Source organism: Algibacter sp. L4_22, from assembly GCF_023473045.1.
Classification (GTDB): Bacteria; Bacteroidota; Bacteroidia; order Flavobacteriales; family Flavobacteriaceae; genus Algibacter.
Genome location: NZ_JAMCOK010000002.1, coordinates 212,819 through 230,198 on the forward strand (window position 1 = coordinate 212,819; position 17,380 = coordinate 230,198).

At 31.3% G+C, this 17,380-nt stretch carries 19 protein-coding genes; 7 read left to right on the forward strand and 12 right to left on the reverse strand.

All coding sequences use genetic code 11. The features are described from left to right. Nucleotides 1-30 precede the first annotated feature (30 nt). The 7 genes from M4I23_RS05560 to M4I23_RS05590 form a co-directional block, all read right to left on the reverse strand. Entirely contained in the window at nucleotides 31-1,107 is a 1,077-nt protein-coding gene (locus tag M4I23_RS05560) for a GNAT family N-acetyltransferase (RefSeq protein ID WP_249753741.1), read from the reverse strand. Continuing rightward, nucleotides 1,107-1,796 carry an HAD family hydrolase gene (locus M4I23_RS05565; RefSeq protein ID WP_249753742.1) on the reverse strand — a complete coding sequence of 230 codons (690 nt, stop codon included), beginning with the start codon at nucleotides 1,794-1,796 and terminating at the stop codon, nucleotides 1,107-1,109. Before M4I23_RS05565 ends, M4I23_RS05560 begins: the two co-directional genes overlap by 1 nt. Then, nucleotides 1,780-2,751, reverse strand: a complete 972-nt coding sequence (locus M4I23_RS05570; protein WP_158849933.1) for an ATP-grasp domain-containing protein — start codon at nucleotides 2,749-2,751, stop codon at nucleotides 1,780-1,782. The genes M4I23_RS05565 and M4I23_RS05570 overlap by 17 nt, the downstream gene beginning before the upstream one ends. A gap of 305 nt (nucleotides 2,752-3,056) precedes the next feature. After that, complete coding sequence (locus M4I23_RS05575) at nucleotides 3,057-4,025, reverse strand: hypothetical protein (RefSeq protein ID WP_249753743.1); 969 nt, start codon at nucleotides 4,023-4,025, stop codon at nucleotides 3,057-3,059. A gap of 5 nt (nucleotides 4,026-4,030) precedes the next feature. Continuing rightward, nucleotides 4,031-5,380: an MBOAT family O-acyltransferase gene (locus tag M4I23_RS05580; RefSeq protein WP_306799986.1), complete on the reverse strand. Its 1,350-nt coding sequence runs from the start codon at nucleotides 5,378-5,380 to the stop codon at nucleotides 4,031-4,033. A 264-nt stretch (nucleotides 5,381-5,644) separates the two neighbouring features. Beyond that, nucleotides 5,645-6,124 carry an Lrp/AsnC family transcriptional regulator gene (locus tag M4I23_RS05585; protein ID WP_158849927.1) on the reverse strand — a complete coding sequence of 160 codons (480 nt, stop codon included), beginning with the start codon at nucleotides 6,122-6,124 and terminating at the stop codon, nucleotides 5,645-5,647. Between the two features lie 73 nt (nucleotides 6,125-6,197). Beyond that, complete coding sequence (locus M4I23_RS05590) at nucleotides 6,198-7,352, reverse strand: M14 family zinc carboxypeptidase (protein WP_158849925.1); 1,155 nt, start codon at nucleotides 7,350-7,352, stop codon at nucleotides 6,198-6,200. Between the two features lie 282 nt (nucleotides 7,353-7,634). Here M4I23_RS05590 and M4I23_RS05595 point away from each other — a divergent pair, with 282 nt between their 5' ends. Both M4I23_RS05595 and M4I23_RS05600 read left to right on the forward strand, forming a co-directional pair. Further along, nucleotides 7,635-8,039 carry a helix-turn-helix domain-containing protein gene (locus M4I23_RS05595; RefSeq protein WP_158849923.1) on the forward strand — a complete coding sequence of 135 codons (405 nt, stop codon included), beginning with the start codon at nucleotides 7,635-7,637 and terminating at the stop codon, nucleotides 8,037-8,039. Nucleotides 8,040-8,066: 27 nt separating this feature from the next. Next, nucleotides 8,067-8,435, forward strand: coding sequence for a DNA topoisomerase IV (locus M4I23_RS05600; protein ID WP_158849921.1), 369 nt, complete (start codon nucleotides 8,067-8,069; stop codon nucleotides 8,433-8,435). Nucleotides 8,436-8,437: 2 nt separating this feature from the next. On the opposite strand, the gene M4I23_RS05605 is transcribed toward M4I23_RS05600, so the two are convergent. Together M4I23_RS05605 and M4I23_RS05610 are read right to left on the reverse strand one after the other, a co-directional pair. Next, nucleotides 8,438-8,938, reverse strand: coding sequence for a hydrolase (locus M4I23_RS05605; RefSeq protein ID WP_158849919.1), 501 nt, complete (start codon nucleotides 8,936-8,938; stop codon nucleotides 8,438-8,440). Between the two features lie 9 nt (nucleotides 8,939-8,947). Beyond that, nucleotides 8,948-9,709 (reverse strand): MBL fold metallo-hydrolase, encoded by a 762-nt coding sequence (locus M4I23_RS05610; RefSeq protein WP_158849917.1) that lies wholly within the window; start codon nucleotides 9,707-9,709, stop codon nucleotides 8,948-8,950. A gap of 92 nt (nucleotides 9,710-9,801) precedes the next feature. Here M4I23_RS05610 and M4I23_RS05615 point away from each other — a divergent pair, with 92 nt between their 5' ends. Next, complete coding sequence (locus M4I23_RS05615) at nucleotides 9,802-11,265, forward strand: TonB-dependent receptor (RefSeq protein ID WP_158849915.1); 1,464 nt, start codon at nucleotides 9,802-9,804, stop codon at nucleotides 11,263-11,265. A 72-nt stretch (nucleotides 11,266-11,337) separates the two neighbouring features. Here M4I23_RS05615 and bcp read toward each other — a convergent pair whose 3' ends face one another. After that, nucleotides 11,338-11,790 carry a thioredoxin-dependent thiol peroxidase gene (bcp, locus tag M4I23_RS05620; protein WP_249753744.1) on the reverse strand — a complete coding sequence of 151 codons (453 nt, stop codon included), beginning with the start codon at nucleotides 11,788-11,790 and terminating at the stop codon, nucleotides 11,338-11,340. Nucleotides 11,791-11,827: 37 nt separating this feature from the next. Between bcp and nth the strand changes: the two genes are divergently transcribed. From nth to M4I23_RS05640, 4 genes are all read left to right on the forward strand, one after another. Beyond that, nucleotides 11,828-12,487: an endonuclease III gene (nth, locus tag M4I23_RS05625; protein ID WP_249753745.1), complete on the forward strand. Its 660-nt coding sequence runs from the start codon at nucleotides 11,828-11,830 to the stop codon at nucleotides 12,485-12,487. Between the two features lie 185 nt (nucleotides 12,488-12,672). Next, a complete protein-coding gene (gene panB, locus M4I23_RS05630; RefSeq protein ID WP_158849909.1) occupies nucleotides 12,673-13,491 on the forward strand; it encodes a 3-methyl-2-oxobutanoate hydroxymethyltransferase in 819 nt (272 codons plus the stop codon). A gap of 51 nt (nucleotides 13,492-13,542) precedes the next feature. Continuing rightward, nucleotides 13,543-14,244: an RluA family pseudouridine synthase gene (locus M4I23_RS05635; protein WP_249753746.1), complete on the forward strand. Its 702-nt coding sequence runs from the start codon at nucleotides 13,543-13,545 to the stop codon at nucleotides 14,242-14,244. Between the two features lie 33 nt (nucleotides 14,245-14,277). After that, nucleotides 14,278-15,660 carry an aldehyde dehydrogenase gene (locus M4I23_RS05640; RefSeq protein ID WP_249754053.1) on the forward strand — a complete coding sequence of 461 codons (1,383 nt, stop codon included), beginning with the start codon at nucleotides 14,278-14,280 and terminating at the stop codon, nucleotides 15,658-15,660. On the opposite strand, the gene M4I23_RS05645 is transcribed toward M4I23_RS05640, so the two are convergent. Beyond that, nucleotides 15,657-16,481: a sensor histidine kinase gene (locus tag M4I23_RS05645; protein WP_158849903.1), complete on the reverse strand. Its 825-nt coding sequence runs from the start codon at nucleotides 16,479-16,481 to the stop codon at nucleotides 15,657-15,659. The two genes, M4I23_RS05640 and M4I23_RS05645, sit on opposite strands and share 4 nt — an antisense overlap. Then, nucleotides 16,474-17,184: a hypothetical protein gene (locus M4I23_RS05650; RefSeq protein ID WP_249753747.1), complete on the reverse strand. Its 711-nt coding sequence runs from the start codon at nucleotides 17,182-17,184 to the stop codon at nucleotides 16,474-16,476. The genes M4I23_RS05645 and M4I23_RS05650 overlap by 8 nt, the downstream gene beginning before the upstream one ends. Nucleotides 17,185-17,380: the final 196 nt, after the last annotated feature.

Genomic DNA, 17,380 nt, shown 5'->3' on the forward strand with positions numbered 1-17,380 from the left:
CCTTTTGCTGCTTTATAAGCACCTACTCTATTAAGCCTTTCTATATATTGGAAAATAAACTTTGCTCGAAGTTTTGGACTTAACCTTACCCTTTTCTTTTGGACCGTTAAAAGCAACATCTAATGCTTTATATATTTGAGTATTTACTACTTTACGTCCCGTATAAAAGATAACATCGCTATCGTTAGGAAAAAACGTTTTCTTATAATGATATAAGTTATCATTATCTTCTCTTCCGCCTCCTAAAACATAATATTCATGCCCTTCTTTACGAGCCCAATTCATGACTTCTATTTTCAAGAAATCATTTGGTCTGTAATTAAAATAATCTGACAACGTACCGCCTAGATAAGAATAAAGGGTCGTTCTTAATATCAAAATAAGTTCTACAGAGATAATAACATCATCTTTATAGACAAATGCCAAGGCATAGTTATCACTATTTCTCTTTATAATATTCTTAAAATAATCTAATGAATAGAAATATTCTTTTGCTGCACCAATGCGAGTCATGGTTTTAATATAAACCTGATAAAAATTTTCTACATGTTTTAAACTGGTGCTGTCTTGATTAATTTCAAAACGTAAACCATTAGAAACCGCCTTTCTGTAATTGTTTCTTACTTTAGACTTAAAAGCATCCCATTGTTTCTTTTCATCTTGAATAATATGCCCTTTTACGTTAGACAACGTAGGAACTAATTTACCAGAATAAAATTGATAATTATTATTTAAACTAAACCTAATAAACTCACAAACAACATCGTTCTCTTGATACCATTGATCAACAAGTTTCCAAAATTCTAATAAATAAGCTCTAGATAAATTTTGATCGTATAATGGGCCACTATATCCATAAGGAGAAACGACATCAAAATAAGTTTCACCTGCAACTTTATGATTTATTTCTCTTAATATAAAAGGCATAAGAATCAAAACGTTTCCATTCTCTTCTAATGTAAAATAACACAACTGTTCTTTTTCTTGTTCCTTTAAATATCCTGATATAATTTTATAAAACGGATATATCTCTTTAAATAAACTAACCTTAGAAAGATAAACGCTTAAATCTTGCTCACTTTGTATTTTGCTATAAACTAAGTTCATTAAAATTTTTCGATTTTTTTTAAAATTTCTGGTATTTGCTTTAAGCTATTAATAACAAATAGGGGTTTTAATTTTTCTTCTAAATCGAATGTTTGTTTATGTATATTATCGCCATTATCTCTTAGACAGATACTTATCCAATTTAATGCGTTAGGTGCAATAAAATCTTTTTTAGTATTATCTCCTATATAAATGTACTTATAATTTTTACCGTATTTATCTAAATAAAAGTTAAAATTTTTAACATTTGGTTTTTCTGAACCAAACTCTTCCGATATTATGACTTCGTCGAAAAACTTGGTTAACCCTAACGATTTTAATTTATTTCTTTGTTGAATACTCCTACCATCTGTTATTAAACCAATTTTATAAACCGTTTCTTTTAAAAATGCCAATATATCTTGGTGAGATTTTTTTAAAATAATATCTGGTTCGTGATTTCTATAAATAGATAGTAACGCAGATATCTTTATATCCTCCGATTTAACGAAATCTATAATAGTTTGAAATGGATTATCACCATTGTAATAAGAAGAAATCATTTTATCAAAAATAATTTGCTCCGCAAAACTTGTACTTTCCGAAATGTACCTGGAGATTTCTTTATAGGCCGATTTTAAAAAATCAATTTCTTTGTATAATGTATCATCTAAATCAAATACAAATACAATATTATGCTTTATAGTCATGTACCAAAACTTCTTTATCGTAGCGCAACATTAGTAAATTCTCTTCCCAATCTGCCAAATAATCTATCGTGATATCTTCTTCCAACAAATATTCTTGTATCAGCCATTTTGGATAATTAGCTCCAACAAAATAAGACAAGGGATAACCACCACCAAATCGAGCGTTTATTTCTATACCAAAAATTTCATCTGTCTTTTTATGCTTAAAAAACTGAGCAGTTAAACAGCCAATGGCTCCATCTATAAAACTCAATCTTTCTTTTATATAATCCACCAAAGGCCCTTTTTCGGCAACACATTTATTTACTTCGCCATCCCTTACTTCTATTCGTTTTCTTGGAACAACACATTTCAAGTCATGGTTTTTATCATAGTATAAATCACAAGTATATTCCTCGAATTCATCATGGTCTAAATATTTTAAAAACATTAAATCATCATTTTTAAAATGATATTTAGTTAATTGTTCATGTTTGGTAATGGTGTAGGTATCAATACTTCTACTACCATTTTTTGGCTTTATAAAAATAGGTAATTTATAATCGTACTTCGAGTATTCTTTAGCAATTTGAACATTGTTTTCCTCAAAAAACACGTGAATCTGTCTTTTATCTCGACACATTTCAACAAATTTTTGAGATGCTATTATTGGTTTAATCCCATGTTTTAAAAATTGCTTTTCCTTTTTTGCAAGTAAAAGTAGTTCAGTATCTATGGTTGGAATAATGAGTTTTATCTCGTTTTCTAAACAAACCTTAAGCAAGAGATCAAAATAATCGTCATCACTTACTAAAGGCAATTGAAAAGACCCATCTGATATTTGGCATGCAGCAGATAACTTAATATTAAAATCTGTTGTCATTACCTTTCCCTTCGGAAATATTTCTTTTAACTCCTTTTGAAAAGCTTCAACTAATGAAACGCGCCTTCCTGCTGATGTAATTAATATATTCATAATAAATATATACCTATGTATAATTTGTTTGTAATAAATTAAATTTCATGCTTACTCTATAAATAAACACTATTTTTTCTATATGTACCCAATGTATTTACGAGAAATACGAGAACTTAGATTCTATATTTAATATTACTACTATTAATTTCAAATAATTTTAATATAAACATTTATCATCTAGGTCTATTAAAATCCATATATTTAGGATAAATATAGCCTAATAATAAAGTCCTTGTCAAAATTATTCTTTGAAATACTTGTTATACGGTCAAATCGTTTGAAATGATATTATATATTACAAATTAATTACTTTTAAAGGTTTTAAAAGCCTTAACAACACAATCGGCAATTAAATTTCTACCATGATTATTCCAATGTTGATCGAAAATTAAAGTTGGAGGTATTTTCGAGTTATTTAAGGATTCACCAAAATCAATATACTTAAAATGATTATTCTCTAAAAATACTAGAAAATCGATAGGTGTTTTGCTCTTATCAATAAGCAACACATACCGCGATTTATCATAACCGTATTTTTCTACTAGCAATTCAAAGTTTTTAATATACTTTAATTGCTTTGCTTGCTTCTCGACAAGCGTCTCCTTTTTAGCAACATTATTATCATTTTTAGCTCCCCCTTTAATCAAGGAAATTATTTTACCAGGAAACTTCTTTGCAGAATCTAAAACACCAATACTTTGTGCATAAACCAATAACTTTATTTTTCTTAAATTTTTATAGAGAGAAGATTCAAGTCGCATACGATCGTGAACAACCTGATATTCGCCTCGAAATAGATCGTCTCGAAACCGAAGCCCTAAAACTACATAATCAATTTTATCAAACGTGTCTTTGTATTGATATAATAAATGAAGTTGATCTGCAAAATCGTAACCAGCATAGCCATATTCGTAAACTTCAACATCCCGTAACTGATTTTCGATTTTTTTACCTACCGAGTCGTAAAAATCTTGATGAAAACCTTGAATAAAAGAATCGCCAACCAAAGCAATTTCTGTTTTAGCTATAGTTGGATTAAACTCACGATAAGAATTAAATCCAGATTTATTAATACGGTATGCCGAAAAATTCTGTCTTCTGTTACCTGTTACCGAATAGCCGTCTTGATTGGGTTCCCACTTCTCCACGCCATATTCATCAATATACCTAGAAGGACTATCTTTTCCTAAGTGAAAAGCTCGAACAAGTAATTCTAATGCTATTAAAATTAGGATGAAATATAGTCCTGATTTAAAAAGTAATTTTTTCATAACTATTAAAATTGAAAATATATAAATGAACGATCTATACCATTATCATAAAAAAGCATCATTACAAAAATCATAATCGTGTAAGTAAAAAACCTAACGTATTTGTTTTTAAAATTGAAAGGTGAACGCTCATCTTTCCTTATAATAAATTCATAACATAAAAACACAATAACAATAACATAATAATCTATCATTCTATAACCGTTTGGATGAAAATAAGTTCCTATTGAGAAATTGCTCATACTACCTAAAAAACTAAAGGCATCGGCTATGGAATTAGATCTAAAAAATATCCAAGAAATTGTTACAGTAAAAAACACACTAAAAATACTTACTAATTCTCGAAAGGATGGTAAAATAGAATTTTGAGCTACAATGGTATCTTTATACTTTGTATTATTTCCTAAAAGTAATACAGGAATAAAAATTAAGGCGTGAACCAATCCCCATAAAATAAATGTCCAATTCGCTCCATGCCATAAACCACTCACTAGAAAAATTATAAATACATTTCTAATAGTTTTAAATTTCCCCTCTCGTGATCCGCCTAGAGGCACGTAAATATAAGCTTGAAACCATGAGGATAACGAAATATGCCAACGCCTCCAAAACTCAGCTATGTTTCTAGAAAAATAAGGAAACTTAAAGTTAGACATTAACTCAATACCAAATAACTTAGCAGTACCAATAGCTATATCTGAATACCCACTAAAATCTCCATAGATCTGAAAGCCAAAAAATATAGCACCTATTAATAATGTAGAGCTCGGGTATGAACCATAATTAGCAAAAATATCATCTACAATAGGGCCTAAAGCATCTGCTATCGCAATCTTTTTAAATAATCCCCAAAGAATTAATTTTAAACCAGAAACAGATTGCGCATAATTAAAAGTACGTTTATTTGTTATTTGAGATAACAAGTTTGATGCGCGCTCTATTGGCCCTGCAACTAATTGTGGAAAAAAACTAACAAACGCCGCAAAAGACAAAAAACTTTTTGTTGGTTTTAATTTTTTATAGTAGATATCGAAAGAATACGACATCGTTTGAAAAGTGTAAAACGAAATACCTACCGGAAGAATAACATTTAAAGTCCAAGTACTTTTTATGTTATAACCAATAGCAGATGCTAAATCGATCCAAGAATCAATAAAAAAGTTATAGTACTTAAAAAAGCCTAATAGACCTATATTAAAAATAACACTACACCAAAGCCATCTTTTCCTTACAGAATTATCATCGGAAGCATATATTTTATTACCAATAATATAATCTACAATAGTACTTAATAAAATTAACGATAGAAACCGCCAATCCCAAATACCATAGAAAAAATAACTTGCTAATAGCAAGAGGATATTTTGTGATTTTAAACTTTTCTTTAGAACAAACCAATAAAGGAGATATACAATAATTAGAAAAATAAAAAATTCGAAAGAATTAAATAACATGAGTTAGTTTTGAATTGATAATAGCCATTCTAGATATTTCAAAAAAAAATATAAATAAAAATTTTTTCTATAAAAAACCTATTCACAGCTACAAAAAATAAGGCATAAAAAAGTCCTTTCTATTTAAACAGAAAGGACTTAACATGTATATATACAATGTGTTACCTACATATCACTGAAAATAGAATGCATTAGTCGCTTTTTGTCGTTAATACTTTCTTCTAAAGATATCATTGTTTCTGTTCTGTAAACACCTTCAATGTCATCCAACATAAAAATAACCTCTTTTGCATGTTCCGTACTTCTCGCTCTAATCTTACAGAAAATATTAAACTTTCCTGTTGTTATATGCGCTACAGTAACATAGGCAATTTCATTAATACGTTCTAACACAAATTTAGTTTGTGAGGTATTGTTTAAATAAACGCCAACATAGGCAATAAACGAATACCCTAATTTTTTATAATCTAGTGTTAAAGACGAACCACGAATAATGCCCGATTCCTCCATTTTTTTTACACGTACATGTACTGTACCTGCAGATATCAATAATTTTTTTGCTATGTCTGTAAACGGAATTCTTGTGTTATCAATTAACATGTCAAGAATTTGGTGATCTATTTCGTCTAACTTTATTTTCCCCATAATTAACTATTCTTAAATAAAAAGCAAAAATAATACATTTTTGCTAATAATTACACACAATATCTGCGTTTTATTACATTAATAATGAAATATTTTGGTTATTGATAATTACGAAAACGTTTTCGCTACCTACTTGCAAATCTTCACCGTTACTATTTAATACATGTAAACCTTTAGCATCAAATTCTTTATGTCCGAAAAAAGCATCTAGGTTTTCAATTTTATCCACTTTTGGCAAAAACTCAATTCTATTGTCAACTAATTTCTCTTGATAAAGAATACCAATATCTAGTTTTCTTTCTTCTGATGAAACTCCGATTTTTACATTTCTAATAATTATATCATAAAAACATTTATCGTTTTCAGGTATTTTAAAATAAGACTCATAATGGTCGCCACTAACACTGTTTTCAGCGATATATATTAAAGATATTATATAAGATGTGTAAATCAACTCTCGAGTAACTTCACGACCATAATCATCCTTATAATGTCCTGCTTCAAATAAAATAGTCGGTATGTTTTCACTTTGAAAGGTGTCCCCAACGCAATTTAAATTGAAAGCATCATCATAAACACCTACTCCATCCGGTATTAACTCCTGCAAAGTCTCATTCATTACACCAATAACCTCCATGGCTCTTTTTCTATTAGGTGTTATTGCACAATCTTTGTCTTGAGCAGGAGCTAAAAACGACACCGTAGCAAGTTTGTTAGTCGTTCCAGCGCTAAAAATAGTACGCTGACCATGTAAATTATAGCAAAAATGTGGTTTAAAGCGTTTAAAAACAGTTCTTAAAACGTTGCTTTCCGGCTGTGTAAGGTTTTGTGCATCTCTATTTAAATCGACTTTATTCGCGTTTATACGCGTATATGCGCTAGCTCCATCTGGATTTAAAATAGGTATTATATATAAGGTACAACTTTCTAAAACGGCGTTTAAACCAGAATCTTTATCTAATAAGGTGTTTAATAAATCGAAAATAGCCTTAGTTGTTGTCGATTCGTTTCCGTGCATTTGCGACCACATTAAGATACGTTTTTCACCTTGTCCAATTTTTAATCCATAGATGGATTCTTTTAAAACCGACTCACCAATAACTTCAACCGTGATATTTTTTTCAAGGTTTTTTAAAAGTGGTTTAATATGATTATTGGTAATATAACGATGTGAAAGACTAGATTCTTTGTGTTTTAAAAACAGGGATTTTATAATGTCTAATTTCATGTGTTTTATTTATGATACAAATGTAAACAATTACTAATTTACAATTGTAAACAAGAAAAAACAAACTATTTGTTTACACTTGTACACAAGTATACCCTTGATTCAACAGGAATTGATGCTTTAAAACACAAAAACTACTTAAACGGCTATAATTCAGGTTATTAAATACTTATTGTTAAAGCTTAACTTATATGTAAAATATGATTTTAACACAAAATAAGATGCAAATCCATATATAATTGTTACATTTGTAACAGTGATTTACAAAAAACACAATTTACAATGATAAACAGCGAAGCATTCATTAAAAGACTCCAAAAAGTAATGGAATACTACGGAGAATCTGCATCTTCTTTTGCTGAAAAAATCAGTGTTCAACGCTCAAGTATATCACATATATTATCTGGCAGAAACAAGCCAAGTTTAGAATTTGTTTTAAAAACCCTTACCGCCTTTCCGGAAGTTGAACTGTATTGGCTAATGAATGGTAAAGGATCTTTTCCTGCGAAAAGCAAAACTGAAGAAGAAACAAAAACACCTTCGCTACCGCCAAATAATAATATTCAAACCCCTCAAAAAACAGATAACATTCAAAATAGCCTCAACCTAAAAGTAGACGCAGACAAAACTATTGAACGTATTGTTGTTTTTTATTCCGACGGAAGTTTTAAAAACTATCAGAATTAAAGTAATTTTGCATTTCAAGATACACTTATGAGATTCTTATACCTTTTACCTTTGCTTTTTCTTTTTAACTGCTACGAAAGCGCACGCAATTGTACAGACTTTAAAACAGGCACCTTCTATAGTGAGGTTTCTATTAATGGAGAATTATTTAAATCGAAGTTTAAAAGAAGTGAAACACTTCAGACGGAAATCTATAACAACAAAACAGATTCATCACAACTGAGATGGATAAACGACTGCGAGGTTGTCTTTAAAACCATAAACCCAAGGAATATGGCGGAACAAAAAGATATTCACTTAAAAATACTAACAACTACCGATTCATCATATACTTATGAATACTCGTACGTTGGGGAAACAAAAAAACAAAAAGGAATTGCTTATAGAGCAGAATAAACCTATGGCAGCGGATACAAGAAAGATTCCACTAAATTAAACTCAACTTCTCTATCCTTGGTTACTCGATAAGTCAAAAAAAGCTCGCCCCAAAATTCACCATCCGAGAAATCGGCAATAATCCATTTGTGGTTTAACATTTTCACTTTATTAATAAGCATACGCCGTCCTTCACTAGAAGCATACGGAATTAACGAATGCTCACCTTTTACCTCGTTTAAAGAATAAAGCTCATCTTTTATAAAAGGAATCAATTCTTCAACATTAAAACCATCACGCTCAAAATAACTTAGTGCATCTTCATTTTTTTCTAAATTAAAATACGAAAGGTTCGAAATTTCAGTATTCAAAACCAAAACAGAATCTTTATACTTATCTACTAGCGCTTTCTGTTTACCTAGTTTATTATTCATTCCTTCAAAAGCATTTTTAGAGCCAACATACTGAAACAGTACAATTAACATTGAAAACACAAACAAGTACATAAAAATCTTTTGCTTCATTGGGTATTATTATAAGTTTAATTCTAATTCATCATAAGCCAAAAACACATGATCAGGAAGTATTTTTTCAACTGCTTCATGAAAACCTAATAAATGACTAATATGAGTTAAATACGCTTTTTCTGGATTTACTTTTTTTATAAAATCTAAAGCTTCTTCTAAGTTAAAATGAGAATGATGCGGCTCAATCCGTAAGGCATTAACAACTAAAACCTTGACATTCTTAATTTTTTCGATTTCCGAATCTTCCACCTTTTTCATATCGGTTAGATAAGCAAAATCATTAAACCTAAAACCAAAAACCTGCAAGCCTCCATGTGTTCCATTTATAGGAATCACTTTTAAACCACCCAACTCAAAAGGTTTGTTTTCAATTTCATTCACGGTAACTTCTGGCGCCCCAGGATACCTATCTTTTGTTTTAAACACATAATCAAAACGTTTTTTCAACTCATTTAGAACACGTTTATGGGCATAAATCGGAATATCACCTTGCCTAAAATAAAAAGGCCTAATATCATCGAACCCTAAAACGTGATCGGAATGTTCATGAGTAAACACAATGGCATTAATCTTATCGCAAGCCGATCTCAACATTTGATATCTAAAATCTGGCCCACAATCCACCACACACGTAAAATCATTCCATTCTACCAAAACCGAAACTCGTAAACGTTTATCTTTTTGATCCGTACTTAAACAAACAGGATGCTTACTACCAATAACCGGAACACCCTGCGATGTACCTGTACCAAGAAATGTAATTTTCAAAAGTGTATATTTTGAAACAAAAATAAACTTATTTTTTTGTTTAGCATACTTATTTAATACCTTTGTCTAGACAGACCTAACCTATATACTATATGGATATTACCATTAAAGGCGATAAAGAGTTTAATGATATTCCTTCGTTAAAATCGAAAGCACTTCGCATAAATTTAAACGAAAATATTTACGGGACATTTGCAGAAATTGGCGCAGGACAAGAAACTTGTCGTCATTTTTTTAGAGCTGGCGGCGCCTCAGGCACTATTGCCAAAGCGATGTCTGCCTATGATAAAGATTTCAGTGATTCCATTTACGGTGTTGAAGATGATGGGCGCTATGTAACCGAAGCTCGATTACGTAAAATGCTTACTCACGAAATGAACCTTATGGAAACAAGGTTAACACGTGAAAAAAATCCGAATAAAATATTTTTTACCTACGCCAATACCGTTGCAACCATAGATTTTGCGAAACAATTTAAAGGCCACGGCTGGGTAGGAATTAAATATCAAGTAGAAGCATCTGGAGATTATAATGAAATTATTCTGCATTTACGCTTTAAAGAAACCGATGCACGTTTACAGCAAGAAACACTTGGTGTTTTAGGAACCAACCTAATTTACGGCGCTTTCTATAAACACAACGAACCCAAAAAATTACTGCGCTATCTATACGATCATCTTGATAAAGATCAAATTGAAATTGATACTATAAACTTTTCAGGACCTGTATTTAAAGATATCGATAACCGTTTAATGAGTTTGCAACTTGTTAAAAACGGCATGACTGATGCTGTAATGTTTGGACCAGATGGAACAAACGTACTTCCCGCTCGTGTATTTTACAAAAAAAATATTTTAGCGCTTCGCGGAAGTTTTAGACCAGTAACTAAAGTTAACATGGCTATGTATGAGAAATCATACGAGATGTTTATCAAAGAAAATAAAGTTGACAAAGATAAAACCGTTGTTGTTTTTGAAATTACACTTTCTAACTTAAGGGCTGAAGGCGAGATTGATGAACAAGATTTTATCGACAGAGCAGATTTATTATGTTCTCTAGGACAATCGGTTATGATATCCAACTTCCAAGAATACTTTAAGGTGGTTGAGTACTTCTCTATCTACACCAAAGCACGTATTGGCCTTGCTATGGGCGTGAGTAATTTAGTTGATATTTTCGACGAAAAATACTATCGTCATTTAAGTGGAGGAATTTTAGAAGCTTTCGGGAAACTATTCTTTAAAGATTTAAAAGTCTACCTGTACCCAATGAAAGACACTAAAACTGGAGAATTAATTACCAGTGAGAATTTAAAAGTCTATCCACGTATGAAGGAGCTTTATAAATTCTTTAAATACAATGGAAAAGTTATAGATATTGAAGATTACGACGAAACTATCATGAATATTTTCTCTAGAGAAATCTTAAACAAAATAGCGAATGGAGAACCTGGATGGGAATCTATGGTTCCTGAAGGGACTGATGATTTAATTAAAGATTATCGATTATTTGGTTATTCCAGAAGACCATTAACCTTAAGTAGAAAACGAAAGTAACACTTCATATAAAAACACAAAAACAGCTATATTTCAATAATATAGCTGTTTTTTTATTAACTTAATTTACGCTTACTCTAAAATCTGAGCAGCATGATCTTTAGTTTTTACTTTTTCAATAACGCGCTCAACAACTCCGTTTTCATCAATTAAAAAGGTCATTCTATGAATCCCATCATAAACTTTTCCCATAAACTTTTTCGGCCCCCAAACCCCAAAAGCATTAATTACCGTTTTATCTTCATCTGCTAAAAGCGGAAATGGAAATTCATGCTTATTTTTAAAATTAGATTGTCGTTTTGCAGAATCGGCACTAACACCTAATAAAGCATATCCCTTTTCTTTTAAAACCTCATAATTATCTCTCAAATTACAAGCTTCTACCGTGCAACCTGGCGTACTAGCCTTTGGGTAAAAAAACACGACTAGCTTCTGCCCTTTATAATCGCTTAGCGAAATAGTATTACCTTGTTCATCTTGTGCCGAAAAATTAGGAACGACATCACCTTGTTTTAGTGTGTTCATAGTATTAACTTTGATTTCTCAAACAAAAATACAATTTATGACTAAACAAGAAAAGGTAAACTTTGTTATTAATACACTTTATAAAATTTATCCCGAAATCCCTATTCCTTTAGATCATAAAGACCCTTACACCTTACTAATCGCCGTACTTATGTCTGCACAAAGCACCGATGTTCGTGTAAATAAAATCACTCCTATTTTGTTTGAACAAGCAGACACCCCTTATGATATGGTTAAACTTACCGTAGAAGATATTCGTGAGATTATAAAACCTGTTGGCCTTTCACCTATGAAAAGTAAAGGCATTCATGGGTTATCACAAATATTAATCGATAAATATAATGGCGAAGTACCAAAAACTTACGAAGCCCTAGAAGCCTTGCCAGCCGTGGGGCACAAAACCGCTGCGGTAGTATTATCACAAGCTTTTGGAATACCTGCTTTTCCGGTAGATACTCATATTCATAGATTAATGTATCGTTGGAACTTAACCAACGGAAAAAACGTAGTACAAACCGAGAAAGATGCTAAACGCCTATTCCCTGAAGAACTCTGGAACGAATTGCATCTTCAAATTATTTGGTACGGCCGACAATATTCTCCAGCGAGAGGTTGGGATTTAGAAAAAGATATTATTACCAAAACCATTGGTAGACAATCGGTTATTAAAGAGTATTATAAAAATAAAAAAACTTAATTATTAAAAACAGAAGAGTTGGAATAAAAGTTGAATACTATCTTCATTATTTAGTATTTTTACAAACCAACACTAACTAAATAAAACGCTTAAAAAGAAGCCTTTCATTTATAATTTTCTTGTTAAAATTTAAGACGAAAATGCTTCGAATAAAAACTCATTGATAAAATAAAACAAAAAATATAATGTCTACAGCAAAAAAAGAATATAAACGAGTAACAGTAAAGTCATTGATTGACATGAAAAGCCATGGAGAAAAAATATCGATGCTAACTGCTTACGATTATACCATGGCCAAAATTGTTGATGGCGCTGGTGTAGATGTAATTCTCGTCGGAGACTCAGCAAGTAACGTTATGGCTGGCCACGAAACTACATTGCCTATTACTTTAGATCAAATGATTTATCATGCCTCTTCTGTAATTCGCGCCGTTAATCGCGCACTAGTTGTAGTTGATTTACCTTTTGGAAGCTACCAAAGTGATCCAAAAGAAGCTTTACGCTCTGCGATTAGAATTATGAAGGAAAGTGGCGGACACTCTGTAAAACTTGAAGGCGGACGTGAAATTAAAGAATCTATTAAACGCATTATAAATGCAGGAATCCCAGTTATGGGACATTTAGGATTAACACCGCAATCTATCTATAAATTCGGGACTTATACCGTTCGAGCTAAAGAAGAAGAAGAAGCTAAAGCTCTTATTGAAGACGCCAAAGCACTTGAGAAAATTGGTTGTTTTGCTATTGTTCTAGAAAAAGTACCTGCTGCTTTAGCTAAACAAGTAGCCGAAAGTGTTAGTATCCCTATTATCGGTATTGGCGCAGGACATGATGTTGACGGACAAGTTTTAGTGCTTCACGATATGATTGGAATGACGCACGAATTCAATCCAAGGTTTTTGAGACGTTATTTAAATTTATATGAAGACATGACAGGAGCAATCGCTCAATATGTTGACGACGTAAAATCTGTTGATTTCCCTAATGATAGCGAGCAATATTAAAAATTTACTGATTAAAATAGTGATTCCCGAAGCTTGTTTGATTTAAGAAAAATGCACAAAAAAATAATTTCAGATAAAGATAACCTCCAAGTGCTTTATGAAGATAATCATATTATCATCGTAAATAAACGAGCAGGAGATATTGTGCAAGGCGATAAAACGGGAGACAAACCATTAAGTGATGTTGTAAAAGAATACATTGCTCAAAAATACAACAAACCAGGCAACGTCTATTTAGGCGTTGTCCACCGGTTAGATCGCCCTACAACTGGGATTATAGTGTTTTCTAAAACCAGCAAAGCGTTGCCAAGATTAAACAAACTTTTTGCAGATAAGGAAGCTAAAAAAACCTATTGGGCTGTAGTAAAAAATGAACCACAAAAAAGCGCAGACACTTTAATTCACTGGTTAAAAAAGAATCCGAAGAACAATAAATCTTACGCATACCCAAAAGAAGTAAAAGAGAGTAAAAAGGCAATTCTTCATTACAAAATCTTGAAGAAATTAGATAGATATATTCTACTTGAAATTAACTTAGAAACAGGCCGACACCACCAAATACGTTCGCAATTATCAACCATTGGTTGCCAGATAAAAGGTGATTTAAAATACGGATTTGATAGAAGTAACAAAGATGCTAGCATCCATTTACACGCGCGTCACTTAAGCTTTATTCACCCTGTAAAAAAGGAAATTATCGAAGCAACTGCACCTTTACCTAAAGATTCAGTTTGGGATGCGTGTATAACTTAAAATCAATTAATTACCTGTTTAAAAAAAATCAGCATCTTGAAAAATATTTCAGAAATAATCGCCAATCAAAAACTTTTTTTCAATACTGAAAAAACAAAATCTATTGATTACCGAATTTCACTTTTAAAAACCTTAAAACAAGAATTACTTCACAACGAGAAAGCTGTTTTCGACGCCCTATACAAAGACTTTAAAAAATCGGAATTCGAGACCTATCTCAGCGAATACAGCATGGTGATGTCTCAATTAAATTTGGTTATTAAAAACCTGAAAAAATGGGCGAAACCAGAACGTGTAAAAAGTTCTTTACTCCTGTTTCCAGCAAGTAGTTTTATTTACAAAGCACCTTACGGGAGTGTTTTAATTATATCTCCCTGGAACTACCCATTTATTCTTGCTCTAGAACCACTAATTCTTGCTATAGCAGCAGGAAATACCGTTGTTTTAAAACCAAGTGAGCTAACACCACACACCTCTGGACTTGTCTCTAAAATAATAACAAAAGTATTTCCAGAAAATCTCGTTGCCAGTATAGAAGGCGGTGTAGATGTTGCTACTGAATTACTTAACCAACGTTGGGATTATATTTTCTTTACAGGAAGTGTTTCTGTTGGAAAAATTATAGCAAGAGCCGCCGCAAAACACCTAACACCAGTTACTTTAGAGCTAGGTGGAAAATCGCCATGTATAATCGACGATTCTACCGATTTAAAACTCGCAGCAAAACGTATTGTTTGGGGCAAATTCTTAAATGCCGGACAAACCTGTATTGCTCCAGATTATATTTTAGTAAAACAGCATTCTAAAATTGACCTTGTAAAATTTTTAATTGAAGAAATAAAACAAGCTTATACTGAAAACATTAAAACTTCAGAAGATTTCCCGAGAATTATAAACAAAAAAAATACGCAACGTTTAGCTAATATGCTGGACAATGAAACTATTCTTTTTGGCGGTGAAGTCGATGAAGACACCTGCTACATATCACCTACTTTACTTGATGAACCAGATTTGGAAAGCGCATCAATGCAAGAAGAAATTTTCGGACCTATTCTACCTATTCTTTCTTATGAAACCGAACAGGATATTGAAAACATAATTTCTAAGTACGAAAAACCATTAGCTTTTTATGTTTTCTCAAAAAACAAAGCTTTTTCCGAAGGTTTAATTAGTAAATTTAGTTTTGGCGGTGGCGTGGTAAATGATACTTTAATGCATTTTGGAAACGACAAACTACCTTTTGGAGGCGTTGGTTTCAGTGGTATTGGGAGTTACCATGGTAAGTTTGGCTTCGATACGTTTTCGCATCAAAAATCTATTGTAAAACGAAAAACTTGGATAGATCCTCCGGTACGGTATGCACCTTATTCTGGAAAATTAAAACTGATAAAAGCATTTTTTAAATACTTCACTTAAACAATTTGTGTTAGCGGATAATCTATAGTTAAAGTAACACCCTCTCCAGGTTGCGACTGCAAATCTAGATTAGCATGAATTAAGGCTGCACGACTTTTCATATTAATTAAACCCGAACCTTTTTCAACTGTTTCCATATCGAAACCTTTCCCATCATCTTTAGCTATAATTCTAAAATTATCGACTGTATACTCTAAAATTATATTTAAATTTTTGGCTTCGGAATATTTTACTGAATTCGATAAAAACTCTTGCAGAATTCTAAATACAATAATTTCGTGCTTTCTATCTTTAAACTCAACCTTCTCACCCACTAATTTTAATTCGGCAGAAGTGAATTTCATTTTTTTAAGTCGGTTTAGCTCATTGGTAATCGACTTTTCGAAACCAATATTTAAAACTACTTCATTATTCAAGGTCCTAGAAAGTGCGCGAACTTCAGATAAACTCTCTTTTAAGGCTTCCGTTGTGTCTTTAAATTTATCACGAACATCACTATCGACCTGCATTTTCAAAATACTTAATTGCATACTCGCAAAGGATAATAATTGCCCAACATTGTCATGCAATTCCCATCCAATATTTTTTAAAGTCTGCTCTTGCGTTTCAGTTTGTGCTTGGGTTATTTCTTCTTCAAAAGCCTGTTTTTGCTTAACTCTATCTAAAAGTAATTTATTTTTTCGTTTTAAAAACACTACAAAAAATACAATAACTAAAGCAGTTACAGTAACCAACACGCCTATCATGTAGATTAATAAATAACGCTCGGCAGCAGTAGAAGCTTTTTCAGCTTGTAATAGTAGGCATAAAAAATTATTCATCTATTAATTGAGGTTTAGAAATAAGTAAGCCAATAGTAAAACAAGTATACATAAAAATGTTGGAACACGCCATTATTATCCTATTGAGATACACATAATGCATATCGTTTTCGTGATAATATTCTGAATAAATTTGCAAAGGAATAGTCACTAACCACCAAACTAATATAGTTGAAGCAATATAGAAATTAATATTAAAGTAAAAATCAAGAATTTTTTCGGTTAACAATAGTTCTAAAAAAAACAGCGCTACACATCCAACAACAATTACGGTGTTTAAGTAATCTAGAACTAAAAAATGAACATCAAAAAACCTGTCTGAATCTATGATTAACAAAACCACAACAATTAATAAAAACATGTATCGAGCATATTTTAAAACTAATTTGAAAGCTTTAATTTTTAATGTTTTCTGAAAATAAAAACTAAAAAAACAAGCACTAGCAATAACCCAAAAAAACATATAAAACCAATAATTACTGCTAAATTTGGTGTGTTCTATCCATTCAAAATATTTTATTTTAAATAAAAATAATGGAAATCGAGAGACTACCTCAACAAAGAACACATAGATTAGAAAGTAGTTAAAATAACGGTTATAGCTATTTTTATATTTTTTTATAAGCAAAAACGCAACCAAAGCCGTCACCGCTAAGTTGAAGTAATACACATATTGCAAAACACTAGCTACCTCGGAGTTCATCTCTGTTTTTAGATAATTTTGAAATTAAAAATTCACAGTAATCATTTTACATGTAAACTATTTAACAGGAGCAAGTTATCAGTTTTACCTAAAGTTATTTAATAGGTGTTTGGGATGGTTACTAACAAGACTAATGTATTAAATTTCTGTTATTTATAAGTAAAAAAAGACAAAAAAAATTTCATATTAATAAATA